Source organism: Ruegeria sp. BJ5 (assembly GCF_056537865.1).
Window position 1 is genome coordinate 119,275 of record NZ_JBQFSH010000006.1, and the last position, 25,996, is coordinate 145,270.

24 protein-coding genes and 1 tRNA gene are annotated in these 25,996 nt (G+C 59.1%); 18 read left to right on the forward strand and 7 right to left on the reverse strand.

The window, feature by feature from the left end:
- Positions 1 to 18 precede the first annotated feature (18 nt).
- From ACR0NY_RS18165 to ACR0NY_RS18180, 4 genes are read left to right on the forward strand one after another with little or no spacing between them, the layout of a single operon-like run.
- The gene (locus ACR0NY_RS18165) at positions 19 to 987 is read left to right on the forward strand and encodes a cupin domain-containing protein (protein ID WP_170370127.1); all 969 of its coding nucleotides are present in this window, start codon (positions 19 to 21) and stop codon (positions 985 to 987) included.
- Between the two features lie 17 nt (positions 988 to 1,004).
- Positions 1,005 to 2,132, forward strand: coding sequence for a cobalamin-independent methionine synthase II family protein (locus ACR0NY_RS18170; RefSeq protein WP_170370129.1), 1,128 nt, complete (start codon positions 1,005 to 1,007; stop codon positions 2,130 to 2,132).
- Entirely contained in the window at positions 2,129 to 2,824 is a 696-nt protein-coding gene (locus tag ACR0NY_RS18175; protein WP_170342814.1) for an alpha/beta fold hydrolase, read from the forward strand. Before ACR0NY_RS18170 ends, ACR0NY_RS18175 begins: the two co-directional genes overlap by 4 nt.
- A complete protein-coding gene (locus ACR0NY_RS18180) occupies positions 2,821 to 3,516 on the forward strand; it encodes an RraA family protein (RefSeq protein ID WP_170370131.1) in 696 nt (231 codons plus the stop codon). The genes ACR0NY_RS18175 and ACR0NY_RS18180 overlap by 4 nt, the downstream gene beginning before the upstream one ends.
- A 798-nt stretch (positions 3,517 to 4,314) precedes the next feature.
- Here ACR0NY_RS18180 and ACR0NY_RS18185 read toward each other — a convergent pair.
- Positions 4,315 to 5,358: a helix-turn-helix domain-containing protein gene (locus ACR0NY_RS18185; protein ID WP_170357385.1), complete on the reverse strand. Its 1,044-nt coding sequence runs from the start codon at positions 5,356 to 5,358 to the stop codon at positions 4,315 to 4,317.
- 191 nt (positions 5,359 to 5,549) lie between these two features.
- Between ACR0NY_RS18185 and ACR0NY_RS18190 the strand changes: the two genes are divergently transcribed.
- The 8 genes from ACR0NY_RS18190 to ACR0NY_RS18225 all read left to right on the forward strand — a co-directional run bounded on the left by ACR0NY_RS18190 (position 5,550) and on the right by ACR0NY_RS18225 (position 13,028).
- Positions 5,550 to 7,067: a metal-dependent hydrolase family protein gene (locus ACR0NY_RS18190; protein WP_170343540.1), complete on the forward strand. Its 1,518-nt coding sequence runs from the start codon at positions 5,550 to 5,552 to the stop codon at positions 7,065 to 7,067.
- Positions 7,068 to 7,118: 51 nt separating this feature from the next.
- Positions 7,119 to 8,504, forward strand: a complete 1,386-nt coding sequence (locus ACR0NY_RS18195; RefSeq protein WP_170342821.1) for a metal-dependent hydrolase family protein — start codon at positions 7,119 to 7,121, stop codon at positions 8,502 to 8,504.
- Positions 8,505 to 8,578: 74 nt separating this feature from the next.
- Positions 8,579 to 9,904: an amidohydrolase family protein gene (locus ACR0NY_RS18200; protein ID WP_170370132.1), complete on the forward strand. Its 1,326-nt coding sequence runs from the start codon at positions 8,579 to 8,581 to the stop codon at positions 9,902 to 9,904.
- Between the two features lie 12 nt (positions 9,905 to 9,916).
- Entirely contained in the window at positions 9,917 to 10,258 is a 342-nt protein-coding gene (locus tag ACR0NY_RS18205; RefSeq protein ID WP_170370134.1) for a hypothetical protein, read from the forward strand.
- A gap of 68 nt (positions 10,259 to 10,326) precedes the next feature.
- The gene (locus tag ACR0NY_RS18210; RefSeq protein WP_170364433.1) at positions 10,327 to 10,728 is read left to right on the forward strand and encodes a hypothetical protein; all 402 of its coding nucleotides are present in this window, start codon (positions 10,327 to 10,329) and stop codon (positions 10,726 to 10,728) included.
- A gap of 78 nt (positions 10,729 to 10,806) precedes the next feature.
- Entirely contained in the window at positions 10,807 to 11,172 is a 366-nt protein-coding gene (locus tag ACR0NY_RS18215; RefSeq protein ID WP_170370136.1) for a DoxX family protein, read from the forward strand.
- Between the two features lie 41 nt (positions 11,173 to 11,213).
- Positions 11,214 to 12,467, forward strand: coding sequence for a carbohydrate porin (locus ACR0NY_RS18220; protein ID WP_170370138.1), 1,254 nt, complete (start codon positions 11,214 to 11,216; stop codon positions 12,465 to 12,467).
- A gap of 285 nt (positions 12,468 to 12,752) precedes the next feature.
- On the forward strand, positions 12,753 to 13,028 hold the full coding sequence (locus tag ACR0NY_RS18225; protein ID WP_170370140.1) for a hypothetical protein: 276 nt from the start codon (positions 12,753 to 12,755) through the stop codon (positions 13,026 to 13,028).
- Between the two features lie 189 nt (positions 13,029 to 13,217).
- On the opposite strand, the gene ACR0NY_RS18230 is transcribed toward ACR0NY_RS18225, so the two are convergent.
- From ACR0NY_RS18230 to ACR0NY_RS18250, 5 genes are all read right to left on the reverse strand, one after another.
- A complete protein-coding gene (locus tag ACR0NY_RS18230) occupies positions 13,218 to 14,255 on the reverse strand; it encodes an AraC family transcriptional regulator (protein ID WP_170342831.1) in 1,038 nt (345 codons plus the stop codon).
- A gap of 712 nt (positions 14,256 to 14,967) precedes the next feature.
- Positions 14,968 to 15,996: a hypothetical protein gene (locus ACR0NY_RS18235; RefSeq protein WP_170370142.1), complete on the reverse strand. Its 1,029-nt coding sequence runs from the start codon at positions 15,994 to 15,996 to the stop codon at positions 14,968 to 14,970.
- Between the two features lie 84 nt (positions 15,997 to 16,080).
- Positions 16,081 to 16,314 carry a hypothetical protein gene (locus tag ACR0NY_RS18240; protein WP_170342834.1) on the reverse strand — a complete coding sequence of 78 codons (234 nt, stop codon included), beginning with the start codon at positions 16,312 to 16,314 and terminating at the stop codon, positions 16,081 to 16,083.
- On the reverse strand, positions 16,311 to 16,601 hold the full coding sequence (locus ACR0NY_RS18245) for a hypothetical protein (protein ID WP_170342835.1): 291 nt from the start codon (positions 16,599 to 16,601) through the stop codon (positions 16,311 to 16,313). The genes ACR0NY_RS18240 and ACR0NY_RS18245 overlap by 4 nt, the downstream gene beginning before the upstream one ends.
- Positions 16,602 to 16,719: 118 nt before the next feature.
- Positions 16,720 to 19,107 (reverse strand): zinc-dependent metalloprotease, encoded by a 2,388-nt coding sequence (locus ACR0NY_RS18250; protein WP_170370144.1) that lies wholly within the window; start codon positions 19,105 to 19,107, stop codon positions 16,720 to 16,722.
- A 1,147-nt stretch (positions 19,108 to 20,254) separates the two neighbouring features.
- Between ACR0NY_RS18250 and ACR0NY_RS18255 the strand changes: the two genes are divergently transcribed.
- The 6 genes from ACR0NY_RS18255 to ACR0NY_RS18280 all read left to right on the forward strand — a co-directional run bounded on the left by ACR0NY_RS18255 (position 20,255) and on the right by ACR0NY_RS18280 (position 25,937).
- The gene (locus ACR0NY_RS18255) at positions 20,255 to 21,088 is read left to right on the forward strand and encodes a sensor histidine kinase (protein WP_170342838.1); all 834 of its coding nucleotides are present in this window, start codon (positions 20,255 to 20,257) and stop codon (positions 21,086 to 21,088) included.
- A 198-nt stretch (positions 21,089 to 21,286) separates the two neighbouring features.
- The gene (locus ACR0NY_RS18260) at positions 21,287 to 21,475 is read left to right on the forward strand and encodes a helix-turn-helix domain-containing protein (protein WP_254437851.1); all 189 of its coding nucleotides are present in this window, start codon (positions 21,287 to 21,289) and stop codon (positions 21,473 to 21,475) included.
- Positions 21,476 to 21,641: 166 nt separating this feature from the next.
- Positions 21,642 to 22,241 carry a hypothetical protein gene (locus tag ACR0NY_RS18265; protein ID WP_170370146.1) on the forward strand — a complete coding sequence of 200 codons (600 nt, stop codon included), beginning with the start codon at positions 21,642 to 21,644 and terminating at the stop codon, positions 22,239 to 22,241.
- A gap of 188 nt (positions 22,242 to 22,429) precedes the next feature.
- Positions 22,430 to 23,257, forward strand: coding sequence for a site-specific integrase (locus ACR0NY_RS18270; RefSeq protein WP_170370148.1), 828 nt, complete (start codon positions 22,430 to 22,432; stop codon positions 23,255 to 23,257).
- Entirely contained in the window at positions 23,257 to 24,300 is a 1,044-nt protein-coding gene (locus ACR0NY_RS18275; RefSeq protein ID WP_170370149.1) for a tyrosine-type recombinase/integrase, read from the forward strand. Before ACR0NY_RS18270 ends, ACR0NY_RS18275 begins: the two co-directional genes overlap by 1 nt.
- Positions 24,301 to 24,335: 35 nt before the next feature.
- Complete coding sequence (locus ACR0NY_RS18280; RefSeq protein ID WP_254432997.1) at positions 24,336 to 25,937, forward strand: recombinase family protein; 1,602 nt, start codon at positions 24,336 to 24,338, stop codon at positions 25,935 to 25,937.
- Here ACR0NY_RS18280 and ACR0NY_RS18285 read toward each other — a convergent pair.
- A tRNA-Met gene (locus tag ACR0NY_RS18285) sits at positions 25,894 to 25,970 on the reverse strand. The genes ACR0NY_RS18280 and ACR0NY_RS18285 overlap by 44 nt on opposite strands.
- Positions 25,971 to 25,996: the final 26 nt, after the last annotated feature.

A 25,996-nucleotide genomic window follows, 5' to 3' on the forward strand; every position in this document is an offset into this window, starting at 1 on the left:
AAATCCGGAACCAGAATCATGACACAATCAACCATCGCATCACGCATCGTCCGTTATGGAGAGCTCAAGCCGTGCAAGACGGCCTTCATCGATGCCCACACGCCGGGCAGCGATCAGAAAGAGAACTTTACCATCATCGGCGGCGGTGTTTCGGAGTCGCCAGATCAACATGTTCACATAACCGACAAGATCGGCTTCAATATCGGGGCCGCCGGCCAACCGCCCAAATGCCGCAACTCGCTGCACAGCCATACGACGGCCGAGGTCTTTTTTGTCGCCAAGGGCCGCTGGCGGTTTTTCTGGGGTCGCTATGGCACGGCGGGCGAGTTCATTGCCGAGGAAGGTGACATCTTCAACATTCCCACCGGCATTTTCCGCGGGTTCGAGAATGTGGGCGACGACTACGGGATGATCATGTCCATTCTGGGCGGCGACGATGCCGGCGGCGGCGTCACTTGGGCACCTCAGGTCATTGAAGACGCCCGGGCGCACGGGTTGATGCTGGGTGACAACGGCGTGCTCTACGACAGCAAGAAGGGCCAGGACCTCCCGCATAACGTCCGGCCTATGCCCTTGCTGACCGAAGAGCAGCTGAAATCCTATCCCGAAGTGCCGGTCGAAGCCGTGATCGGCAAATACGTGGCCCGTTACTGGGACCTGATGGCGCTGGCGGCCGACAAACCCGCCAAGGTGATCGGTGAAAACGGTCTGATCAAGGACAAGCCCGGCTTTGAGGTCGACTTCCTGACCCGCGGCTCTGGTATTCAAGACCCTACCAAATCGGCCAAGCCCGTCGTGCTGATGCCGGCAAGCGGCCATTGGCGGGTCACTGTCGAGGATGTCGAAACCACGATTTCGGGTGGGGATACGGTGCTGGTGCTGCCCGGCGAAGCCTATACCATCACTCCATCCATGACCGGTACGGCCGGGTTGTACCGTATCACCGCGACCGACGATCCTGCTGGCGCAACATGGACCGGCGACTGATCAAGAAAGGACCCCGCATGACAAAGATACTTACCACCCATGTGGGGTCTCTGCCCCGATCCCAGGAAGTTGTCGACTTCATCTTTGCGCGCGAGCGGCACGAGCCCTATGACGCCGATGCGTTCGACAGTTGCATGACCAAGGCCGTGTCTGAAACGGTTCGGCGTCAGGTCGAGGCCGGTGTCGACATCGTCAGCGACGGAGAGACCTCAAAAATCTCGTACGCGACATACGTAAAGGACCGCTACACAGGCTTCTCAGGGGGCAGTCCACGGAATGCCCCCGCGGACCTGAAGATGTTTCCCAGCTTTTTGCAACGTCTTGCCAACGAAGGGGGCACACCCCAATACGCCCGGCCCCAATGCACGGGCGACGTTCGCTCGAAAGGCCAGGACGAACTGAACAAGGATATCCGCAATCTCAAGCAGGCAATGGCTGCGCACGGGGTCGAACGTGGGTTCATGAACGCCGCCTCGCCTGGGGTGATTTCTCTGTTTCTGCAGAACGCCCACTACCGCAGCCGCGAGGCCTATCTGGCCGCACTCGCCGATGCGATGAAGCAGGAATATGAAACGATCGTCGCAGCGGGACTGGATCTTCAGTTGGACTGCCCCGATCTGGCCCTTTCCCGGCACATGCTGTTCGCTGATCTTTCCGATGCCGAATTCATCGCGATCGCCGAGATGCATGTCGAAGCCCTGAACCATGCGCTGCAGAATGTCCCGCAAGACCGGGTCCGAGTGCATATCTGCTGGGGCAACTACGAAGGCCCGCATTGCTGCGACATTGCGATGGATCAGGTGTTCACGACCCTGATGGCGACCAAATCCCGCTATGTTCTGTTCGAAACGTCGAACCCGCGCCACGCCCATGAGTGGACCGTCTTCCGGGATCGCAAGAGCGAAATTCCGGACGACAAGATCCTTGTGCCCGGCGTCGTAGACACGACAACGAATTTCATCGAACACCCCGAGCTGGTGCGGCAACGCATCGAGCGGTTCACCAATATCGTGGGGCCGGATCGGGTCATCGCCGGGAGTGACTGTGGGTTTGGTACATTTGCCGGCTTCGGTGCGGTCGACCCCGACATCGCCTATGCCAAGCTGGCCTCCCTGGCCGAAGGTGCCAGATTGGCATCGGCATGACGCCCCTGGTTCTTCTTCCCGGAATGATGTGCGATGCCCGACTGTTCGGGCCGCAAATCGAAGCCCTGTCCGGACGGGTGCCGTTGATGACCCATCCGCTGAGCGCCCAGGACAGCGTCGAGGCAATGGCTGCCGATGTACTGAGCCATGCACCGCCGGTATTTGCTCTTGCAGGTCTTTCCATGGGCGGGATCGTTGCCATGGAAGTACTGCGCCAGGCGCCAGAACGTGTTGAACGGCTGGCACTCTTGGACACGAACCCGCTGGCCGAAGCAGACGAGGTCAAAACCCGGCGCGGTCCGCAGATGGAGGCCGTGCGTCAAGGTGGATTGCGGCAGGTCATGCGTGACGAGCTAAAGCCGAACTATCTGGCCGATGGCCCTCGGCAAGGCGCAATTCTGGACCTGTGCATGGCCATGGCAACTGATCTGGGCCCCGAGGTCTTTCTTCGCCAGTCCATCGCCCTCATGGGCCGCCCGGATCAAACGGACACCTTGTCCGCTTATCAAGGTCCAAGCCTCGTTCTATGCGGCGAGGATGACAGACTATGCCCGTTGGAGCGGCACGAACTGATGCACAAGCTTCTCGGAAACAGTACGCTGGAGGTCGTAATCGGTGCGGGGCACCTGCCCACCCTCGAGCGACCCCAGGAAACCACAACGGCGTTGTGCCGTTGGTTGGAGGCTCCATGACACCGTCCCTACTTGCCTTGTTGCGCAAGGTCGACACACCCACAGTCTGCAATGCCATCGAGATGGCCCAAGGCAAGCGCGGGTTTGACCAATTCACGCGTGGCACGATGTTCTGTTCGGCCCCATCCGAGGGCGCAATCGTCGGATTTGCCCGCACCGCCAAGATCGCTGCGGTGCAGCCGCCCTCCGAAGCGCCGGAAGTCATCAGGCAGCGGCGAATGGACTACTACAGATATATGGCCGAGGCCCCGGCCCCCTCAGTTGCAGTGGTTGAAGATGTCGATTTCCCCTCCTGCATCGGCGCCTATTGGGGCGAAATCAATACGTCTGTTCACAAGGGGTTCGGAATGGCCGGCGCACTCACCAACGGGGTCATGCGAGACCTTGGTGACATGCCGCAAGGGTTCCCGGTCATCGCCGGATCTATCGGGCCCAGCCATGGTTTCGTTCACGTCCGAGAAATCGACACGCCTGTTTCGATCTTCGGCCTGACGGTCAATCCGTCGGATCTCATCCATGCGGACCGGCATGGTGCTGTTGTTGTCCCTGCCGATCTGATTGATCAGCTCGAACACGCCATTCTGAAATTATTTGAAACCGAACGAATAATTCTGAATGCGGCTTCTGAACCCGGCTTCAACTTCGGGAAATTTGAAGTAGCTTGGGCCGCATTTGAAAAAGCGCGCGTGTAAGAGTGTACTTGGTCTGACCGATCACTGAGGCGGCTCGGCAGTCCGTTGGTCTGTCGTAGACTGCGTCTCGGGAGATTCGATCGCGCATTTTGCGCGTGTCTTTCCTTTTGTTTGTCGGCGATGGTTGGGTTGGTGCAAAACGAGCGGTGGAAAACGAGCAAAGCCGCCCTTGGGCGGCTCGTTCGGTGTTTTGTTCGACTGTGTTGGTTGCGGGAGCAGGATTTGGCCTTTGCCGAACTATCGTTGTTTTGCGAAAACTCAAAAAATGCCAAGTGTGTGTCAAAGCTCGATCTTAGAAAAACTGGAGGAAAACATCCTAAAGCCACCTTTCGACAGAGCGGTTATGAGGTCATTGAGCTAGATGAAGCCAGGGCGGCTGTGTCCCGCATGGCGTATATTCTCCAGCGACTTGGCTTTCTAACTGCGGCGACAAGGGAATGGGGGCAAAGGTAGCTCTGAGCCCGAAGCTATACTTGTTCCCACTTCTGCCTTTCGCCGATGCCGTAGACCGCAAGCGGCACATTCCGGACGTTCAGGACCAGGCGGCAAATGGGAGGTGAGCGGGACAAATCCGCCGCTCCCATTGCCGAGAACGATGGAGGCAATCAGCCCAAAGCGGTCATGCTTGATCAGCACGTTGGGCGGCAAGCGGGAGTTCGCTGCGGATAGCATGGAGGTCTCCTTTCCCATCGATTGCTCCCCGCGAAGGGCTCGCCGGTTCATGCATCTCTTCGGCATTACCATTGGCGACCGAGGTTCCAGAGATTGCGGTAGTCGAGAAGTCGCAGCGGGGTCAGGCTAATCTGCAGGCGCTCCGGCAATTTGGGCCTCTTGTGCCTCCTTATTGCGCCAATCTTTCGGGGATATGCCGAAGTTCCGCGTGAAGGCTCGGGTGAGTGCCGATGTTTCGGACAAGCCGACCAATTGGGCGATCTCCTTGATCGAATGATCAGATGTGGTGAGCAGTTCGGAGGCCTTTTCCATCCGCAGCCGGTTGATCACCTTGGACGCCGTTGTTCCGTAGGAGGACAAGCGCTTGTTCAGCACCTTGGTGGTGATGCTGCACATCCGGGCGGCCTCGCTCACCGTCAGCGCCGGATCGGACAGCCTTGATCGCACGAGAATTTCGAAGCCTTCGAGGTAGTCCAGGGGCACATCGACCTGAACCGGTTCTTCGATATCATTGTCGTGGTTCACGAGGAGTTCGGGGTTGATTGGAAGCGACAGCCAGGCCGCCGGAAAGCGGATGGAGAATCCCCTGTTGTTGCACTTGATGCCCCGCACGCCATGAAACTGCTCCGGCAGCAGGGTCGGATCGCAGAGGCGCAGAACAACCTGGGTTGGATCCCATCGGAAATCGAGAACACGGTGCAGCAGGGAGATCCAGATCCCGACGAGAAAGGCGTCCGAATGGCCCGGCGACACCTCGGGTTCGAAATTGCGACTGGTGGTGAAGTAGGCGTGTTCCTCCTCGATCAGGAGCCGGAAGGACACCGCGTTGCTTTCCTTCGAGACGATCTGGGTGAACCGGGTGAAGAAATCGCCAAGGGTCACCGACTGGCCGAGGAGCGCCCCACGCGGCAGGAACTTCAACAGGTCTGTCTGTTGTCCCGCCAAGGCGCAGATATCCGGCCGGGTGATGTCGGCGATGGAGGCCAGCGCCGCATAGACCGTGTCATGCGGGATGAACTCGGCCGGGTTCAGGACCTGTTCCTCGCTCAATCCATGCAGCCCGAGCGCAAAGGCCGGATCCGCATCGAGCCGCCGCATCATCGCTACGACGGGGCCGAGGACCGTAGCACGTACGAGGGACAAACCGTCCTTTTGTTCTCCTTGCGGCATCCACATCACCCTTTCACTCTCCGACACGCTACGGGCGCGGGCGCCTGACGGCCAAGCAGAAATTGGCTGAAATTGACCGGATCGGGTCAGAAAAATGCACCACGGGATCAGCGGGTCAAAAGAATCTCGGGGCACATGTGCATAGTGGGAGGATCGGTCCGCAGGAAGACCGACCCCTGGGAGGACACCGAATGACAACACTCAACCTGAAGGCGTTGCTGCCGGCCATGTCAATGGCAATTGCGCTCACGACGCCTGCCATTGCGCAGGATATCCCCAACATTCCCTCGGAGGTCACGCTGTTCAAGAACGTGATGGTCTTCGACGGGGTGAATGACGGCTTGAAAGATGTCGACGTGCTCGTCGTCAAGAACAAGATTCACAAGATTGCAGAGGACATTCCCGAATCCGGCACGTGGGAAGTCGAAGTTCGAACGGGCGGAAGCAAGCGCCTGCCCGATCCTGTTGGCGGTATCGACGGCTATTCTTTCACCATCCAGACCGAACGCGGTATCGAGACCAAAGAGGTCGAGGTCAATGTGATCGACGGCGGCGGACGCACCTTGATGCCGGGACTGATCGACAGCCATGTGCATGTGAATATGTACAAGGATGGCACGATCCCGGGCCTTCAGGACACGACATGGGAGGAGATCGGCGCACGTTCTGCGGCCTTTGCGCAGGAAATGCTGGCGATGGGCTTCACAACCGTGCGCGACATGTGCGGTGCACATGGTGGACTTCGTGCGGTAATCGACGAGGGTTCGCTTCCGGGCCCGCGGATATACTCGTCCGGCGCCTGCCTCAGCCAGACCGGTGGTCATGGCGACTGGGGGATCGCCGGGCAACGCAAGAACGAAAGCAATCTTGAACGGCTGGAGATCACGCGGCTTGTCGACGGCCCTGCCGAAGTGCTCCACGGCGCGCGGCGGAACTTTGCGCTTGGGGCCAACTACCTCAAGATCATGGTCAGTGGTGGTGTGACCTCCATCAAGGACCCGATCTACCAGTCCGCCTTTACAGACGAAGAAATCGCCGCTGCCGTCGAGGTGGCCGGGGACATGGATTCCTATGTCGCCATGCATGTCTTCATGGATAGCGACCTGTCGCGCGCGCTCGATCTCGGGGTCAAAGTGGTGGATCACGGCCTGACCATAACGGAACCGACGATGCAGAAGCTGGTAGAGAAGGAAGCGTTCTTCTCGCCCAACCTGACCGCGTTGGCGCCCGAGGCGCTTGAGCATCCGATGCACCAGGACCCGACCTTCCCGCCGACGGCGAAGTTCCTCTGGTTGCGGAAAAACAGCGAGCAGTTGTTTGATCTGGTGCGGAAGTACAAGCCGAAGATGGTGTTCGATTCCGACTACGTGCTGCTGACCGGTGTGCCGTACCGGCAGTCGATGGACTTCACCAAGGCTTTCATGGCGCGTGAGTTCGGCAACCTCTGGGCCTTGCAGATGATGACCTCGAATGGCGGCGAACTGGCCGCACTGACGGGACGCGGAAACCCCTATCCCGAAGGCAAGCTCGGCGTGATCGAGGAAGGTGCCTATGCCGATATCCTCATCGTTGACGGAAACCCGCTCGAAGACATCACTGCCATCGGCGCTGTCGATACATGGTTCGATGCCGAGCCACGCGGGCAGGACGTGCCGAGCATTCGCGTCATCATGAAGGACGGCAAGTTCTACAAGAACACGTTGAACTGAACTTTCGGCGGGGCGCTGGCCCCGCCGTCAACATTGCGGAAGGGCAAACTTATGAAGCATCTTTTCAAGTCCACATTACTGGCGGGCGTGGTGTCGCTCGCTGCCGGCATGTCCTCTGCGCAGGACGAAGCGCTGCCGCAGACCCTGTTCACCAATGTCCATGTTTTTGACGGCGTGAACGAGGCGCGGATCGAAAACGCCAGCGTTCTGGTCGAAGGCAACCTGATCAAGGAAATTTCGACGGACGGGATCGAAGCGCCCAACGCAACCATGATTGACGGCGGCGGGCGCACGCTCATGCCGGGGATGCATGACCAGCACGTGCATTTGCTGGTGTTCAACCCGCTCAGTGACGGGTTGCGCCAGAACATCACACCCTTCCATCTTGGTGGCGTTGCAACGATCCGGTCCGAGCGCATCCTGATGAACGGGTTCACGACGGTTCGTGACCTCGGCGGACCGGCAAAGTCCATCGCGCGGATCATCGATACCGGTATGTTCCCCGGCCCGAGGATCTATTCCTCGGAGGCCTTCATCACGCAGACATCGGGCCATGCCGATTTCCGCAAGCTGAACGACCGGCATCCAACCCTGTCGGGGCAAGGCCCATCGCATTGGGTCGACACGGACATGAGCTTCATCGCGGATGGCCCGGAGCAGATCCGCATGGCGGTGCGCGAGAACCTGCGGCGCGGGGCAACCCAGATCAAGGTCATGGTCAGCGGTGGGGTCACGTCCGAGTTCGACCCGCTGCATTCGCTTCAGTACCAGGCGGACGAGATCCAGATGGCGGTCAAGACCGCCGAGCAATGGGGCACCTACGTCACCTGCCACGTGTTCACCGAGCAGGCGATCCGCAACTGTATCGACAACGGTGCAAAGACCGTTGAGCACATCCCGTTCCTGACCAAGGAGGCCGCCGAGATCATGGTCGAAAAGCAGATCATGTTCGCGACGGCGGTAGCCCCGGTCTACTCGGTGACGACCGAACAGGCGGAAGCCTTCTACACGCCAGCCTCGTTCGCCAAATGGAAGAGTGTCCGTGACGCCGCCGCCAACATGATCGAGGTGATCCAGACGACACCGGGCATGATCGACCTCTACACTCTGGGCACCGATCTCATCAACAACTGGGACCAGACGCTTGAGCAGGACAAGAAGATGAACGACGAGTTCAAATACCTGCACGAGGCCAAGTTCAAACCCTTCGACATTCTGCGCATGGCCACATCGAACGGCGCCCGCATGAACCGGCTTACGGGCTTGAACAATCCGTATCAAGACGGCCCGCTCGGCGTGGTCGAGGAAGGCGCTTACGCGGATCTCCTGCTGGTCGATGGCAACCCGCTCGAAGACATCCTTCTTCTGGCCGATCCTGATCCCAACCTGAAGGTCATCATGAAGGACGGCGTGATCTACAAGAACACGCTGGACTGAGGAGAGCGCGGGGCGGTCTCCCTCGTCCGCCCCGCGTTTTTTTGCCCGACGCAATCATCCCGGAAGGACTGACCGTGAAACACCTCACTCTTGCCACTCTCATGGCCCTCTGCAGTTCGATGGCGGTTGCTCAGGAGTGCGACGTCGCGCTTCTCAACGGCCGCGTCATGGACCCGGAAACCAATCTTGATGCCGTGCGCAATGTCTGCGTGACCGGCGACAGGATCACCGCGATCACCGAAGATGCCTTGACGGGCAAGCGCGAGATCGACGTTTCCGGGCATGTAGTCGCGCCGGGATTCATCAACACCCATTCGCATTCCTTTGGCGGCTTCGATCAGAAGATGATGGCCCATGATGGCACGACGACGATCCTCGATACCGAGAGCGGCGTGGCGGATGCCGACCTGTTCTACGACAAGTACGAGGGCAATTCCTTTCTCAACTTCGGTTCCGGGATGGGGCACGAGGAGATCCGGCGTGTCGTGATGGATGGGGTTTCAGTCGAGCTGGCATCCGATCCGACCTACATCCTCAAGTCACGCGGTGCAGCCGAGGAAGAAGACGGACATGCCAGCTGGGCGCTGGATATTCCGACTGCGGATCAGCTCGTCGAAGTCATGACCATGTATGAAAAGGGTCTTCGCGCCGGGGCGATCACCGTCAACACGACGGTGGGATACATGGGATACAACACCTATCCGAAGGAGATTTTCGCGCTTCAGAAAATGGCGAAGAAGTATGACCGCTTCTTTGGCGCCCATACCCGTTTCGGTCCGACCGAGAGCCTGCCGCTCTACTATTCCCTGGGCGCAAACGAGGTGATCGCAAACGCCGTTGCGCTCGACGGGGCCCTGATCCTTTCCCACATCCAGAACCAGGGGTGGGAAGAAATCTACGAGCTTGCGCGCCGCCTGAAAATGCGCGGAATGACCATCTTCGCGGAATACTACCCGGCCATCACCGGCAATCCGAACATCGCGACACCGCAACTGCTGCCGGACAAGATCGAGGCGAACAATATCGTTCCGACCCGCGATATCTTCGATACCAGCACCGGCGAACTCTACGAGTCCGACGAGGAGTTCTTCCGGCAGCAGAAGGAGGATCCGAGCAAGCCGATTTTCATCACAGTCCGCCCCGAAGCAGACCTGGAGCGCTGGATCCACATGAAGGATATTGCGATCGCCAACGACATCGTCGGCTTCACCGTCGATGGCGAACCGCTGCTGATCGAGGCCGATTTCACGGAGTACGGGGGGCACCCGCGCAATGCCGGCACCTATGGCATCGTGTTCCGCGAGGCCCGTGAACAGGGCATCGCGCTGATGGAGATGGTGAACAACGCCTCCTACATTCCCGCGAAGTACTTTTCCAAGGTGGGCCTGAAGGCGATGTAGGAACGCGGCCGGATGCAGGAAGGCATGATCGCGGATATCACGATCTTCGACCCCGACACGATCACCGAAACATCATCGATGAAGAAGGGCATGAACGGCTCCTTCACCAAGGGAATCCCCTACGTTCTGGTGAGCGGGCAGGTCATTATCGACGACGGTGTCGCTAATATCGACCTGCGGCCCGGGCAGCCGATCCGTTACCCGGTCATTGAAGGGGGCGAGATCGATCTGGACCTCGGGGACAAGGAATTCACCTGGCACGCCGACATCGAAACGCCAGAGGATGAGCATTCCGAGTTCCCGCTCCGCCCTGCCGAGCTGGAACACTCCATTCCCGGAGCTCCGGGGCATTGAACCCACAAGAACGGTCAGGGCAGCCATGCTGTACTGACCACAACATCGAAGCAATTCCGGGTGGCAAGATGAACAGGATCCTTCTTTCGACAGCCCTTTGCGTCTCTGCGACAGTTGCAGCGGCGCAGGACACAAAAGACATGCGCACCTTCCTGTTTATCGGCGCATCCAACAGCGCCGCCTGGGAGATGCAGATCGCCAATCCCGGGGACCGCGCGGCCTCGGTGAAGGGTGGGATCGAGGCGCTCGGCGGCGAGCTTTTGAGCTACTATTGGGGGCTTGGGAACGGGAAGAACTACATCACCGTCGCCCTGCCGGACGACCCCACCTTCATCCAGGCCTTCTATGTCAGCCGTCTCGGTGACGGGTTGCTGGAGGATTACCAGATGATCGAGTTGATGAGCAGCGCCGACATGGCCGAAGCCCTCGCCCGTGTGCCGGAGATCAAGGCGCAGGACGATCTCAAGTAACCGGACTGCACACTCGGGACGATCCAGAAGGGAACATCAAATGAACTTCAGCCCTGTGTGTGTCGGCGGAGTCGTATTATGCAAATAGTTGCCATTGGCCTGCTGTCCGCCTTCTTTCTCTTCGCCAGTTCGATCAAGATCCTTGGCTGGCAGAAGCTCATCTTCGAAACGCAACTGGCGATGTTCGTCAAATACGGGCTGAACCGTCAGATCATGGCGCTTGTCGGTGGTGTCGAGCTTTTCGGGGCGGTGGCGATCTGGTTTCAAGGCAGCTTGCTCGGGCCGCTCGAGGCCGCTGCCCTTCTGGGCACGTCGCTTGGCGCAATCGGTTGTCATCTGATCTGGGACACTTGGAAAGACGGTGTGCCTGCCATGATCACGGCTACGCTTTCGGCCTTCGTCCTCTGGACGGGCCGGGATGTCGTACTGGCGATACTTGCATGAGCGGGCCGAAGAAGAATCAAGAGCAACAAGAGAGACCTCATATGGGACAGGCAAGGCTTCTCGGTACGGTCATCGTCGCTGGCTTCTGGTTATCAACCGGAGCCTTGGCGCAGGAAAGCCGGCCAACGTCCGCCCTGGAGGCCGCCGCAGCGGTCTCGCTCGGTGGCCCGGCATCCACGCAGGCCCAACTGGAACAAGACCGAGTGCGGCGGTTGCAGGACTCTCGCTGGCCGGGGCTGGATGCGGCATTGGACCCCTTGGAGGCATCGCGGCAACGCTTTGCCGAACGCACCGGCCTGAACCTCTCCTTCGACTACCAGGCCTATTACCAGTCCGCGACCGAGAGCCTGACCGATATCGACGAGGCCGCCTTGGGCCAGGCGCGCATTCTGGGCCAGTGGACGCTGCTCAATCGCGGCGGCGAAAATGCCGGGCAATTGGTCTTCACATTGGAGAACCGCCATCTGCTCGGCACGGACATCGCGCCAAGCGGGCTTGCCGGGGAAATCGGCTATGCGGGCGTCACCGCAACGACATTCAGTGACACCGACACGACCCTCTCCGTCGCCTACTGGTCCCAGACGCTCGCTGGCGGGAAGGCCGGTTTCGTGGCCGGCCGGATCGATCCGGGAGACTACTCGGACATCCTCGGCTACGTGAACCCACGCACGACTTTCTCCAATTTCTCGATCCTGTTCAGCCCGGTCCTGCCGATCCCCGATCCCGGCTTCGGCATTGCGGGGGGCGGTTTCCTGACCGACCAGATCTATGCCCTCGGTGTCCTGTCGGATGCAAACGGCTCGCTGACCGATGTCGAGTGGTTTCCCGGTGGCCCCGAGTTCTACAAATACGCCGAGATCGGATGGACGCCCGAACGCTCGAAGCGCTTTCTAACCAACGTTCACCTCGGGGTATTTCACGTCGATGAACGCACCGAGGCAGGCGTGCCGGAGAGCTACGGGGCGATCCTGTCTGCCAACCACACGATCAACGAGGAATTCATGATCTACGGACGCCTCGGCTGGTCGGAGGGTGAGGCGCCGATCGCCCGACGCGCAGCCAACGCTGGACTTCTATGGCGGCCGGGCCTCTATGACGACCTCTTTGGGTTTGGCGCGACCGTTGCGGACCCGGTAGATGAAACGCTCGACACCCAGACCACAATGGAGGCCTTCTATCGGTTGGACCTGTCGGACAATGTCGCCCTGACGGCGGACGTCCAGCACATGATCAACCCGGGCTTCAACGATCAGGACACGACCGTTTTCGGCTTGAGGCTGCGGATCAATCTTTGACCTGAGTAGCGGCGGATAGAATGCCGTCTGGTTGGGAGTGTCGTGCCTGCGCCGGAACGGCCCATGCAGCCATCGCGGCCAAGGAGGCGACCCCTTGGATGATTGGCATTGCGTCAGGCGAAAGTCTTGACGGCAGAACAACCGTCGAATTTGGCTTGTTGCTCTGCAATGTCAGCCATTCCAATGAAGCTGTCGGATGCTCTCAAGCGGGGGCATGGCGGTTCGCTTAGATCTTTCCACAGAAGGCGGCCACGGAGGTCGCCACCGTCAGAAAGGTTGGAACCGATGACAAACACCCTCAAGAACACCGTATTCGCCGCCCTTGCCGCCTCACTCGCCCTCGCTGCCCCGATGGCCGCCAATGCCGGTGACATCGGTGAGAAAGCCCTCAAGGGCGCTGTGGCCGGCGCCGTGCTGACCGAAATCACCGGCGGCGACGCCAAGGACGGCCTGGCCCTCGGCGCCCCCGCCGGTGCGCTCGGTGGCAAGATCGCCGAAGACCGGGATCGTCAAGATCGCAAGGACGATCGCAAGAAGGGTGGCAACAAGCACAAGCGCTGATCCCGCAACGAGACAACCGGAACGGTTTACCCCTTCCAACCGACGCTGGAGAGATCCGGCATCTGCTTCAAACCCGTTAGGCCTCATGCCTGCCGGGTTTGTTGCGTCAGGGTGGTTCAGGAAGACGGAGAAACGTGAAAGTGCGGGCCTATGATCCGAGCAGTCCGGCCTCTACTCAGATCGTTCGCCCTATGCCAGGGGCGCTTCTGTTGCTGGCTGCTCCCTGAAGTCGCTGGGGGGCTGTCCGTACCATCTTCGGAATGCCGTGCTGAAGGTACTGGCGTCGCTATATCCGAGAAGATAGGCGATCTCGGTGAGCGGAAGCGTGCTGTTGAGCAGATAGTCCCGGGCCAGAGCCTTTCGCAGATTGGCGACGACCGCTGCGAAGCTCGTGCCCTCGTCGGTCAGTCGGCGGGCCAGCGTTCGGGCGCTCATCCCAAGTTCCGCCGCAATTGCGTCCTGCTGGGCCGTGCCGGCTGCAAGACGCGCCGTGATCTGCCTCTCAACAACCCGGGCCACACTGTTGGGTGTCTGCGGCATCCGAGCCAGCGTGTTCTCGCAAATGACCGAAAGCGTCCGCTGCAAGTTGTCGTCGGCCGTCAACAGCGGCACATCCATATCAGCCGCCTTGAAGGCAATGCTGTTCTCCGCGGCACCAAACAGGACATTGCAGCCAAAGAACCTGTCGAGGGCCTCGGTGCCAGTCAGCCGCTGATGCGCGAACCGAACATGCGTCGGACGGATTTGCCGATTGGAGTAGTCCCGCAGGGCGAAGACCGTGCCAACGGCTCCAAACTCGGCATATTGCCCGGTCGGAATGCTTGCTGGCACATCGTAGTGCCAGGTCAGCCGGGTGGTTTCCGGGCCTTCTTCCATGGCCGTCTTGCTCGCGTCACCGATCACGCGCTGAAAACGGGTGATGTTTCGAAGGTAACCGCCAACGGTAGGTGCCGAAACGCCGACATAGGCGAGCAACCCGGCCTTCCTGACCAGGTCCGGCGACTGTGCCAGGCGGTATCCGACAAGGTCGTCCCTGGTCAAAGCGCTCGCCTTTTCAAACAACCAGGCAGTCTTGTCGAAGGACCAGCGAGCATCCGGGTCTTCGAGTTGAGATCTGGTTATCCCGAACTCCTTTCGGATATCCCGCTCGGAAAGGCCTGTTTTCTTCAACTCACCGACAATGATCTGTCCCCAGATTGCGCTGTGTTTTGGAATCTCGGATTTCATTTCTGGTCCGTAGTCTCGGTGTCTGACGTGTTGCGCCACGTTAAGGCCCGTCTGACCTTCTTGCCAGTTGCCAAAGCCAACGTTCGAACAACGCAACGCCCGTTTCGTTCAATACCCGCAGTGCCTTTCACACACTCGCCACCAAGGTAGGCGCGACGTCGGTCGCGAGTAACTCGAGATCCGTGCGGTGTGACACACCGAGTAGCGGCGCACATCGTCCGGGTTGGGCAGCTTGCTTGTTCGCTGTGGCTTTCGAAGCCGCCATTCTCGGCGCGCTACTTAAAAGTCCGCTCTGGGCCGTCCTCAAACTATGCAATGGTCCCTATCCTGCGCATTGCTGTAATTGGGGGATCGCGCAGCATCGGTCAAAGTGGGCTCTCCTGAAACCTTCGCCGCGCCAAGCGTGAATGGCAGATTACCGGAGCACCTGCCTTTCACCTAGTCAGTCCCGAACAGCTAAGATGCGGACAAACCCGCCGCTCACCAGACTCAACTAGACGTCGGCCAACTGAGCTTTGCCAGCCTTCTCGTATTGTGGCGGCTTCGCAAGTGCAACATAACTCCGCGTGTAGCGAACGACGCAGTGCGGCCGTTAGTCAAAACTCAAAGCGGACGACCGCTAAGGGCACCTTGTTCGGCAAAATGTGCTGGTTACAGGTGGGTTTCATAAACCGTTTTTGCAAGCTGCAGATATTACTGGCGATTGAATCAATTAGCGCTCATGTAGTTGCTCACGCAGCGCAGCAACTGCCGACGGAAGATCGTCCTCGAAACCGGGAATGAACGCCTGCTGGATCGCAGCATTCAACGCGTCGTCGGCAGCTGCCTCGGCTGCGGTGGCCGATCCGGAAAGGGTCTCGAACTCCTCGAAGGCCTCAAGGACCAGAAGCGGCTCTCGCAGGATGCCCTGAACCGTCATGCTGATCGACATGTGTTCGACTTGGTTGTTGTTCTCCGGCGGGCCAACGAATTCAGGTGCAAAGCCGGAAACGCCCCAGATCGATGAGTTGTCCAATGCGGTCCCGGTTTCATATTGCCAGATCGTTCCAACATGGAACCGCGTGGTGAATCCGTGGTTGAACAGCTTGATATGTGTGAGTGGGTTGCGGCGCGAGGACCCCACAATCAATTGCTGCCAGAGGTAGAGCGCCGCCTGCTCCCTTCCGCGAATGTATTCCGAAGTCTCCAGCATGTGCTCCGGCGGAACTATCTCAATCAGTTTGATTGCTGCCTGGAACAGGTCAAGCGCCGTGTCGAGCGCCGTGTCATCAGTGCCGCCCCCTGACATCTCGGCCAGCTTGAAGGCGTGAAACCGGGTGTAGGCGCCGCCGAGCGCTTCAAGGTATGGTTCGCCCTCTACTGACGCAAGCGCGTCGACAACGCGATAAGCATCCCAACCATCTGCGCGCAACTGGTCGGTATCCACGTCCCAGAAGGTCGATGGAATCTGGCGGCCGAAATCACCGGTTCGAAGAGCGAGCACCCTGAGCCCCGCGGCATATTCCATCAGTTGCTGGGATGAGACTACACCGTCATCGAGGCGGGCGAGATGACCGGAGATAGAAATGTCGCCCAGAAGTGGCTTTTCGCTCAGGCCCGCATCTCGCAACGCCTGTTCCACTTGAACTCGGGTCGCCTCGGCAACAGGCGCCGATCCTGTTTCGGCTTTGGAAACTGCGCTACCTTCCAGCCGTTGCTCCGGAAGCCCGAAGAACAGAAACCGAACCTGTGGAACGGCCAAGACGACGACCGCAAGCGCCAGACAGCACAAGGTCCCAGTCCATACCAGCCATTTCATAGCTCATCCGGCCTCTGTACAACGCGATTATTTCGTAAGCACATCGAAATCGGATGTATCCACATCGGCGACAGCTTCCTGTGCGATCGCATCGTAATCGGTCGCTTTGTTGGTTTCCTCAGCGACCTCCGCTGCAAGCGCAGCCGAGGCCCCGATGGTCGCGGCCGTCCGCACCTCGTCTTCGCTGGCGTCGCAGGCGGCTAGCACACTCAGGCAGATGACAATTGCCGGTGCCAGAGCTCGTCTATTTTGCGATGTCACTTGGTGTAATCCTCGAACCCTTCGACATTGCCGCCGATGACCGTGCAGTTGCCCGCGGCTTGAATTGTCGGCTGGTCCCAGTTGACATTCCAATTCACGACGATGGTGTCGCCGTTTTCCGAAGCGGGAAACACTGAAATCGCAGCATTGGGCAGATCCGCGAACTCGGGAACTTGCCACAGGTAGTCGTGACAGGTCTTGAGGGCGTTGGTTATCTGCCTGTCAAAGGCTTGGGCAGCATTGGCTGCAACCATCAATGTAAGGCAGGCGCCGATAGTTTTTAGCATTGAAAATGTCCTTTCAAATTTCAGTAGTGATCAGCCTAGTGCGCCATCAGACTTCGTCAAACAGAATGGGTTCTTTCTGGGCCTTCAATCCTTGCGCTGGACCGACGAGCCAGCACCGCTACTGCTCCTCTTCGCCTTGTTTGGAAAGACCCTTACCCAGCATAGCGTTCACACGTTCGAGTTCCGCGCTCGCTATCTCCCCGATGGAGGTTCCTTTCAGTCCGCCAGCTGTGACCATGGCAACCTCCAAGGGGTACTCGGCATCAACGAGTGCGACAAGATCCTCGGCATTGCCATCCTCGGTGGTTAGGTCGGTCAGGATGTCGATATAGGCTATAATTGCACCGTTCTGCGCTGGCGAAACCAGTTCCTTTGACGGCAGATCGCTCAATAGTGTTTCGGTGACCAGCGAGACGTATTCCTGCAGCGACATGGCTGTGTCGCCCAGGAGCCGACGTTGCATGTAAACCATCCTGACGCTCTTCCGGTTCAGAACTTCGTTCATGATCTGCGCCGCTGCGTTTTCGACCGAAGTCAACCCTCCGATCGGCCGAAAACGTCCGAGCAAGTCCGGGTCAGCGAAAGCATTGAGGCCATGGATAGCTTCACCGGTAAGAAACTCTACGGCCCGCCTCTGCTCTTCAGGGTCTACATAGGCGAACGGTCGGTCGTCGCCGGAGGTCTGTGTAACACCGCCGATCAGCTTGCCGACGCTTCCAGCGATACCGACATAGCGATTGAGCGCGTCTCCGTAGGTCTCCTCCAGCATGGCTTGTGGATCGCGCGTGTGCTCTACTGCCAGGGGCAACGCCGCAAGGCTCGCGTGCAGCGCGGCGATCCCCGCGCGCGTCGCCAGGATCCTGTCTGCCCCAATGTTCTCAGTCTGAACACGGTGATCGAACTGAGCAAGATACTCCTCGCCACGTTCGCCTGCTCCCCAAATGAGTTCGGGGCGCTCCTCGGCTTCCGCCGCGATGGAATCAAGCTCCTCTGCGTCGACATCGGAAGAATACCCCCATCGGATGGCGTGCCTATCGTAGGAGCCAATGATAGGAATGAGTTGCGTGACGCCATCATCCGGCTCCGCCACGTAATTGAACCGCCCATAGGCCATAATGGATGACGTGCTGCCGTTCTCCGCAGTAAATAACGGGTCCCTGAGCTGCGCCGTCGACCAGGCCGTCGATGCGCGGTGGTTGTGCCGCAACCCGAGCGTATGGCCCACCTCATGTGACACGACGTACCGCAGGATGCGCCCCTGCAATTCCTCCGGCAGCGGCAGTTTGGCCGCGGCGGGATCGGTCCGGTGCATCAGCAAATAGTAGTAGCGGCTGAAAAGGTTCACTACGTCCGGCCAAACCAGAATATGGGCGGAGAGAATTTCGCCAGAGCGGGGATCGTGAATGTTAGGCCCCATCGCGTTCTGAACCGGCTGTGCAACCCAGCGGATCACACTGTGGCGAACATCTTCCGGGGACCAGTCCGGGACTTGATCCCGGCTTGGCGCGTCACGGGCTATGATTGCATTGGTGAAGCCCGCAGCCTCGAAGGCGGTCTGCCAGTCCTCCACTGCCTGGCGAATATAGGGACGCCAACGATCAGGGATTTCACGGGATAGATAGAAAACGATCGGTTTAACCGGGTCCGATGGGCGTGGTGCATCCGGGTCGGCGTGTTTCAGGCGGTAGCGAAGGGCAGCACGGTCGCGTGATTGCACATCGCCGAACTCGCTTTCAAAAACCAGATATTCGGTGAAGAAAAATCCAACCCGGTCGTCATAGGGGCGACGCTCCATCGGGGTTTCCGGCAATACGGCAATCGAATGCGCCGTTTCCACCGAAATCGGCTGTGCCAGCCCGGCCTGATCGGTCGCTTCGAAGGTAAGTTGCGAGCGGACAAAGAGGTTGTCGGGATAAACTGATGCTTCAGCAACGTAGGATCGGTCGGGATCGTTCGGCCCGGGAGCGAGGCCGGTAGATGCCAATTGGGCGGCGACCGAGTAACCGACGATATCGCCCCCGAACACCTCCTGCAAATCCACAAGTACGGCGCCAGTGTCGCTTTCCGCGAGGATCGGGAAATCGACGATGATGGGACCAAGGTTGGCGCGTTCCACAGCGAGGTTCACGGGGCGAAGCTTGTCACGTCCGCCAGTGTAATAGGGATCGCCCGAAACCTTTTCGAACGAGGTCCCTGAAAGGGACCGCACCATGACCCGATCGGGCCGCCGTTCCAACTGGATCAGGCGGGCCCCCAAGGCGTTTCCGCCGAATGCCACTGCGTCGGTGGGATATTTGGAAACTTCGGCGTACCAGATCAGGCTGCGTTCGAACATGTCGCGCGGTATCGCAAGCAACAGATCGCCGTCTTTTTGGTAGAGGTCGAAGACTCCAGATCGAACCTCGGCACCGGCTATACGCTCCTGAAAGCTCGCCGATTGCGCCCTGGCATTGGCGGGCATCAGCGGGACTGCAAGGGCAATGCAAAGTGCGAATGCCAGGCGCATCATGGTTCTCCTTGTCGACGATTTTTCGAGCGCGCTCACGTTTCCAGAGATCGGACGTTCCAGTCTGGTAGTGTTGCAAGTGTCCGACATTCGAAAATGCTAACACTGAAGTATGAATTTGAGAATTCACAATGCCGCCTTAGGCAGTATCCGCGACCAAGCTCCGGAAACCGCCCACCTGAACCGCTTCTGCGTACATGCCCTCAGGGACTTTGCGCTCGCGGCGAAAGTCCGCACGGTCGGCATGGCCGACGCTGGTGCCGCATGCAGCATCGGGGAAATATGGGCTCTTAGCGGTTGTTCTCTGCAGGTTGCCTGAATGGTTGGCTGGTTACTCAAAACAGCCATTGGCTTGGGGTTGTGTGCTAGAGAACCCGCTGTGTACGGTATTCTGCGGAACTCACTGAAAGCGCCTCTTCACCTTGCCTTTTTTCAGGCAATATCCGGCCCCCGCTCCTTCCCCCCGGTCTTGCGGGAGAAGGCCCTTCGCTTTCAGGTTCGTATCCGCGCGATGCCTTTTATCGGAGGCCAGCCGCTTCCCCGCAGGCTTCTCACCTGCCCCGCTCTGACCGCGCTCGGTCTCGGCAGTCCCCGGTCCGACGAGTGTCTGAAGACGACCGTCGTCCGGTGGGTTCCGTAGTCGCGTTTCTGCACCGGGCCAGAAGGAGCCGCGTCGGTGCGGGATGGGGTAGTCCCCGAACCGTAGTTCACAATTGGAGGCCGGTCGTGAACGTACCGTGGTCACCGCTTTTTTTTGATCGTTCACCAGGGAAAGCAGCAAGAATAAACCGGGCGCAACGGAGACGGGGAGGCCCATCCCAGCCCGTAACGTCCGATTTTGCGCTCTTGCTGACTAAGTGTATTGATCTGCTTTTTTTGGGGGATCTTTGTGTTTCGCGCGGCCGCAAGTTGTACAAACCTTAGCTGACCCGAAGCGCCGTAGCCCACCAATAGCGCAGGCGGTTCCGGTCAGCGGCTCGACACAGCGGCTACCCAAATTGTTCTCTTCCTGTTCTTTTGTTTGTGTGCAACCTTTGAGGGGGTCGCCTCGTCTCAACCAGCGCTTTCGGAGCAAACGTTACTGCCTTGATGCACGTAAGCTTTTGGATGTGCGACCAGACCCTAGAATGTGCAAACGGAGAAAAACATGAGCGCTAACGCCGACAGCGGCCTGACGGGCAATCGAGACGTTGCAGATACTGAAGGTGACTATTCCGTCTATCCGCACATGGATGGGATCAAAAGCTCGATGTCATGGAAGCTTGGCTGTTACGGAGAACGCGGCGCTCTTTCCGACGACATGATCGGGAGCTTGGCTGAGCAGTTTGACCTGCCAACTAAGCTCGTACGCGAACTCTCTGCGCTTCTTGGGAACTGCCTCAATAGCGACGACGACATCGCAATCAATCTGACTGAGGTCCGACGCTCGCAAGCGATTGAACGAGGTCAAAAGCACCTCAGGCAACTTTTGCGGAAAGCCAAACAGAGTTCCATTGGTCCCCAAGAACTCCGGAACGCATTGGGTTCGCTTTCGACTTATTTCGCGGCGACGCCAGAAGATGGAGAGCTTCTTGACCAAGTCCTCGACAAGCTTGAGACCGCAACGACATTCACTCAGGACGTCATAGATGACCTTCGGCGAATCTGTGCGACGCCCGGCGCGGTTGCAGAGATGTCGCCACGAGACAAGCGGTTCTCGCGCGACAAACGCCGTCGGTACATCGTCGAGAGCTGCTGCTATATCTGGAAAGATGCCGGTCGCCCCCTAACCTATTCGACATATTCAGACGGTCGCCCCGGAGGACAACGGCAAGGTCCACTCGTCAACTTTATACAGGCTGTCGTTAAGATGATCACCGTGCCGGGGCAAAACCTGAGCGGTGAGACGATCCGAGTGGATATTGACGATTTTCGCGACAAGCTTGGGCGCGAAGAGAAGGAGCGTTGGGCCCCGCCGGAATCGGGCAATCAATACACTTAGAATGAGCAAGCCTGCGTTGTCATGGTCATGGCATGACACGCGTTCCTGCCATACCCCCTTCTGACGACCACGCGCGCACGCAGGTTGAGACAGCGATTGACCAATTGGTCCGATTGCTGGCTGCCCAGGCAGTACGGGAACTGGGCCGGGACGCCTCTGACCAAAAGGAGGCGCATCAGGATGCCACGGATCAATGCAATGAAAAAACAAACCCGCCAGCTGCTGACGGTGAAGGACATCGCTGAACTGGACAATTGCTCCGAGAAGACGGTGCGCCGTGCCATTGCAGCAGGCCTGCTCGACGTCATCCGGGTCGGCCCTGGCGGTCGCCTCATCCGCATCGATCCGGCAGCGCATGCTGCCTACCGGCAGGCCCATTTCCGCTAGACCAACGCGTCCATTAATGTCCATTAATGTCAATGTGTTAATAACTATTCGGGAAGAGGCCATCACCGTAAGTTGCGGACTTTCTGTGCTACGCTTTTCCCGAATCGGACCACCTGTCCACACCCGTCCACCCGAGACCTGATCTGTCCAAAGGAACGCAATCCCGATGACTAGCCAGAGCCCCGTTCCATTGACACTTGCCTTCGTCAAAGTCGACACTCCGATGTTTGCCGAAGTCATCGACCAACTGCGCTCCGAGAGGTCTCTGTCGGACGGACGCCGCCGCGACATGATCTCCGGTCTGCGCCGCGTGGCCAAAGTCCTTGGGCTGCCGCCAGAGGATGTGCCCTGCGATAGCCGCTGGTTGCAGCCCCGTCTGTCCAAAGTCACACCGGCAGCACTCGGTCTTGCACCGAAGAGTTGGCAAAACGCGGTCAGTGATGCGCGTGCCGCCCTTGCGCAGTTCGGGCTTGTTGAACGGCGCTTCAACCGGATCGATGATCTGTCTGCCGGCTGGCAAGCGCTCTGGACCGATGTGCTGGCATCCGGCGACAAGACTTTGCAACCCGCTCTCTGCCGCTTCGTGCATTTTTTGAACCGGCAGGGCATTGAGCCCTCCAACGTATGTTCAAATCATGCCACGGCCTATCGAGAAGCGCTTGAACATAACGAGTTCAGCAAATCTCCTGATGTTGCATATCGGGCTGCGGTTAACGGCTGGAACCTGGCGGTCCGACGCCTTTCCAAAGCGAACTTGCAAAACTGATGCATCGTCTTGCAACTCCGGACCCGCTGGCAGATGACGGCCAGAACAAAAGGCTCCGTCCTGCAACCCTGTCTCAATACCAAAGACAGCTTGTTCGGTTCGCCTCCGAACTGGTTCACTCCGGTGTCCCAATCACGGAGATCGGCGGTTTGGATGTCCTGATCGATCCGGTGATGGCTGAACTTGGTTTGCGCCAGATGCTGACACGTACCAACAACCAGACCACAAAGATGATCAGCGAGATTGCCGCGCTGCTCCGCAACCTGGCCCGGATACTTCATGCCCCCGATGACACGCGGGACGCACTGGCCGGGCTTGCCGCGCGTCTGGCGATCAAACCTCAGAATGGCATGACCCCAAAGAACCGAAGCAGGCTGCGCGTGTTGCAGGACGACCGGCACCAGCAGCGGCTGTTGCTCTTGCCTGAACGAATCTTCGCGCGACCACGCGGCACGTCCAAGCCGTATGGCTGGGCTCTGGCCCGCGAAGACGCGCTCGCCATCGCCATTCTGCTGGTCTGCCCGGTTCGCGTAAAGAACCTGGCTGGCATCCACCTCGAACGGCACTTGCGCCGCCCGGGTGATGAGCATGTCTACCTGGTTCTGGAAGACGACGAGACAAAAAATGAGCGTCCTGTCGAGTTCGAGATCCCACGCGATGTCGTGCGCATGATCGACTTGCACCTCAAATCTCGCTGTCCGGAACTCTGCCTCGCGGGAACGCCGTGGTTGTTTCCACGCCGAAAGAGTTGTGGCCCAATCGACCCGAACGCCCTTTCGGCACGCATCTCCAAACGGATCCGCAAGGAAACGGGATTGGAGATGAACGCCCACCTGTTTCGCCATTTTGCGGTGATGAACTGGCTCGACGCCAACCCTGGGGGCTACGAGGTTGCACGCCGGTTGCTTGGGCATTCCGAGGTCAGCCACACCATCAACATGTACTCCGGTCTTGAGGCACGTTCGGCAACACGTGCTTTTGCCGACCTGATCGACGCGAAGAAAGGGCGTCGCTGATGAGCCTTGTTCTGCCTCTGTCTGATTGGCCCGTGCAAGACCGGGATATGTGGCTCAACCTTCAGACAGAAGGTGGCCCGCTTGACGATTGCGGCGCCCTCGCTCATCTGCGCGCAACCTCGTTGAAGACTTTGGAGTTGCGCTATGCCCGTTGGCTGCAATGGCTGATTAACAGCGATACGGAGGCGATCAGACTGCATCCAGCGCGACGCGCCACCCTGCCTCGTTTGTCCGCATGGCTTCAGGACCTCTCACACACCCGGCCGATGACCCGGTTGATGTTCATTGATGGCGTGTTGCGTATCCTATCCGCAGCGGATCCGACGCAGGACTGGTCTGGGCAACGAAAGCTAAAAACGGGATTGAAGCGCGCCGCGGGTCGGGGTGATCGGGATCGCAAAATTGGGCGTGTATTATCCAGCGAGGTACTATTCAAGGCGGGAATGTCTCTGGCGACGGATCATGCAGAAGCAGCACCAACACCGCTTCGCAGAATGATGTATCTGCGGGATGGCACCATGATTGCCATGTTGGCTTTGATGCCGATGCGTCGACGCGCCTTCGCAGGCCTTCAAATTGGCATATCCTTGCATGTCACAGCAGACACCATAACCGTCGCGCTCCCGGGGGATCTGACCAAGTCTGGTCAGCCATGGGAGGCTGATGTTCCCCAGTGCGTTGAGCCGCTCTTGCACCGTTATGTCAACGAAGCCCGTCTTTTCTTAATGGAGCGTGGCCTGCAACATCACAATGTCCTGTGGGTTGGCCGGTCTGGCACTCCTTTGAAGAAAGCCGCGCTGAGCCCCCGGATCGCGGAGCAGACCCTGAAGCTGACGGGTCGCCGTATCCCGCCGCATTTCTTCCGGGATGCCGCCGCAACGACGTTGGCGCGCTCTTCTCCGGAACACGCAAAGCTGATCCGGCCAATATTGGCCCATACGAGCTTCGGAACGGCAGAGCATCACTATATCCACGCCCAAACCATTGAAGCAGGCCGGGATTACGCGGCGCTGATCAACCAGAAGAAAAAGGTACGTCGATGACCCGAGTCGCAATCTATGCCCGTTTCTCCAGCCAGATGCAGCGGGACGCTTCGATCGAAGACCAGTTGCGACTGTGTCGTGAACGGGCAGAACGCGAGGGCTGGACCGTTGTAGACGCCTATTCGGATCGGGCGGTCTCTGGCGCGTCCATGTTGCGCCCCGGGCTGCAAGCGCTCTTCAATGCAACCCAGGAAGGACGAGTTGATCTGATCTTGGCGGAGGCGCTGGATCGCTTGAGTCGGGACCAGGCAGACATCGCTGCGATCTTCAAACGCCTGAGCTTTGCAGGAGTCGGCATCGTGACTCTGACCGAAGGCGAGATCAGCGAGTTGCATGTGGGCCTCAAGGGGACCATGAACCAACTGTTCCTCAAAGATCTGGCAGATAAAACCCGGCGGGGATTGCGCGGGCGGGTGGAGCTTGGACGCTCCGGTGGCGGCAACAGTTATGGGTACGACGTCGTCCGGCGTCTCGGGCAGGACGGTCAACCCGTCACGGGCGAACGAGTGATCAACGCAGCGGAAGCCGAGATTGTCCGGCGGGTGTTCCAAGAGTTCACCGACGGGCATTCCCCGAAAGCCATCGCACGCCACCTCAATACCGAAGGCATTCCCGGTCCCCGTGGCAAACTTTGGCGTGACACGGCCATCAGGGGGCACCGCACACGTGGAACGGGTCTTCTCAATAATGAACTTTATATCGGCCGTCTGGTTTGGAACCGGCTGCGCTACATCAAGGACCCAGAGACCGGCAGACGTGTTTCCCGTCTCAACGATCCGTCTAAATGGATCATCGCGCAGGTCCCTGATCTGCGGATCGTCGGAGATGAACTTTGGGAGGCGGTCAAGCAGCGGCAAGGCGAGGTCGAGGCTGATCCCCGCGTCAAAGCCATCAAGGAAACCAAGTTTTGGGAGAAGCGCCGCAAGAAGCACCTTCTGACAGGTCTTGCATTCTGCGGGACCTGCGGAGGGCCACTCGCCACTGTGGGGCGCGACTACCTCGCCTGCTCTGCCGCCCGCAAACTCGGCACTTGTTCCCATAAGCAATCCATTCGCCGCAATGTCCTGGAAGACGCCGTTCTGGATTTGCTTCGTCAGCGACTGATGCAGCCCGATGCCGTGGCTGCATTTGTCAGATCCTTCAGCACAGCCGTCAACGCGGAAGCCGGCGCAATTGAGGCAACCCGGACCCGCCTGCAATCCGAACGGGACAAAGCCGTGCGCAAACTGAATGGGTTTTATGACGCGATTGCGGAAGGCATTCGCACCCCAGGTCTTCAGGCCAGGCTGGAAGAGCTCGAAACGCAGATTGCCGATCTTGAGGCGAAGCTCTCCGACCCCGCACCGTCCCCGGTGCGATTGCACCCGAACCTGTCCGAACTTTATCGCTCCAAGGTCGGAGATCTTGCGCAGGCACTATCGGACCCGTCGATCCGCACCGGGGCGTTGGAGATCATCCGGGGCCTGATCGAACGTGTCACGGTGCAGCATGAGGGTGACGGCGTACAAATTGACTTTGAAGGCGCTTTGACGGCAATGATTGGTCTGGCCCAGAACGACGAAAGCCGCCCTGAGGCGGCTTGTTCGGAAAACGTGGTTGCGGGAGCAGGATTTGAACCTGCGACCTTCAGGTTATGAGCCTGACGAGCTACCGGGCTGCTCCATCCCGCGACACTTTGGTTTGGTCTGTTGCCTAT

What these genes read in the sequence shown, in the direction of transcription:
- ACR0NY_RS18180 (WP_170370131.1), top strand. Translation starts at nt 2,821, where the DNA reads ATGACACCGTCCCTACTTGCCTTGTTGCGCAAGGTCGACACACCCACA.
- ACR0NY_RS18225 (WP_170370140.1), top strand. Translation starts at nt 12,753, where the DNA reads ATGACAAACACCCTCAAGAACACCGTATTCGCCGCCCTTGCCGCCTCA.
- ACR0NY_RS18215 (WP_170370136.1), top strand. Translation starts at nt 10,807, where the DNA reads ATGCAAATAGTTGCCATTGGCCTGCTGTCCGCCTTCTTTCTCTTCGCC.
- ACR0NY_RS18220 (WP_170370138.1), top strand. Translation starts at nt 11,214, where the DNA reads ATGGGACAGGCAAGGCTTCTCGGTACGGTCATCGTCGCTGGCTTCTGG.
- ACR0NY_RS18265 (WP_170370146.1), top strand. Translation starts at nt 21,642, where the DNA reads ATGACTAGCCAGAGCCCCGTTCCATTGACACTTGCCTTCGTCAAAGTC.
- ACR0NY_RS18250 (WP_170370144.1), bottom strand. Translation starts at nt 19,107, where the DNA reads ATGCGCCTGGCATTCGCACTTTGCATTGCCCTTGCAGTCCCGCTGATG.
- ACR0NY_RS18195 (WP_170342821.1), top strand. Translation starts at nt 7,119, where the DNA reads ATGAAGCATCTTTTCAAGTCCACATTACTGGCGGGCGTGGTGTCGCTC.
- ACR0NY_RS18210 (WP_170364433.1), top strand. Translation starts at nt 10,327, where the DNA reads ATGAACAGGATCCTTCTTTCGACAGCCCTTTGCGTCTCTGCGACAGTT.
- ACR0NY_RS18190 (WP_170343540.1), top strand. Translation starts at nt 5,550, where the DNA reads ATGACAACACTCAACCTGAAGGCGTTGCTGCCGGCCATGTCAATGGCA.
- ACR0NY_RS18260 (WP_254437851.1), top strand. Translation starts at nt 21,287, where the DNA reads ATGAAAAAACAAACCCGCCAGCTGCTGACGGTGAAGGACATCGCTGAA.
- ACR0NY_RS18280 (WP_254432997.1), top strand. Translation starts at nt 24,336, where the DNA reads ATGCAGCGGGACGCTTCGATCGAAGACCAGTTGCGACTGTGTCGTGAA.
- ACR0NY_RS18230 (WP_170342831.1), bottom strand. Translation starts at nt 14,255, where the DNA reads ATGAAATCCGAGATTCCAAAACACAGCGCAATCTGGGGACAGATCATT.
- ACR0NY_RS18175 (WP_170342814.1), top strand. Translation starts at nt 2,129, where the DNA reads ATGACGCCCCTGGTTCTTCTTCCCGGAATGATGTGCGATGCCCGACTG.
- ACR0NY_RS18275 (WP_170370149.1), top strand. Translation starts at nt 23,257, where the DNA reads ATGAGCCTTGTTCTGCCTCTGTCTGATTGGCCCGTGCAAGACCGGGAT.
- ACR0NY_RS18165 (WP_170370127.1), top strand. Translation starts at nt 19, where the DNA reads ATGACACAATCAACCATCGCATCACGCATCGTCCGTTATGGAGAGCTC.
- ACR0NY_RS18255 (WP_170342838.1), top strand. Translation starts at nt 20,255, where the DNA reads ATGAGCGCTAACGCCGACAGCGGCCTGACGGGCAATCGAGACGTTGCA.
- ACR0NY_RS18185 (WP_170357385.1), bottom strand. Translation starts at nt 5,358, where the DNA reads ATGCCGCAAGGAGAACAAAAGGACGGTTTGTCCCTCGTACGTGCTACG.
- ACR0NY_RS18205 (WP_170370134.1), top strand. Translation starts at nt 9,917, where the DNA reads ATGCAGGAAGGCATGATCGCGGATATCACGATCTTCGACCCCGACACG.
- ACR0NY_RS18170 (WP_170370129.1), top strand. Translation starts at nt 1,005, where the DNA reads ATGACAAAGATACTTACCACCCATGTGGGGTCTCTGCCCCGATCCCAG.
- ACR0NY_RS18245 (WP_170342835.1), bottom strand. Translation starts at nt 16,601, where the DNA reads ATGCTAAAAACTATCGGCGCCTGCCTTACATTGATGGTTGCAGCCAAT.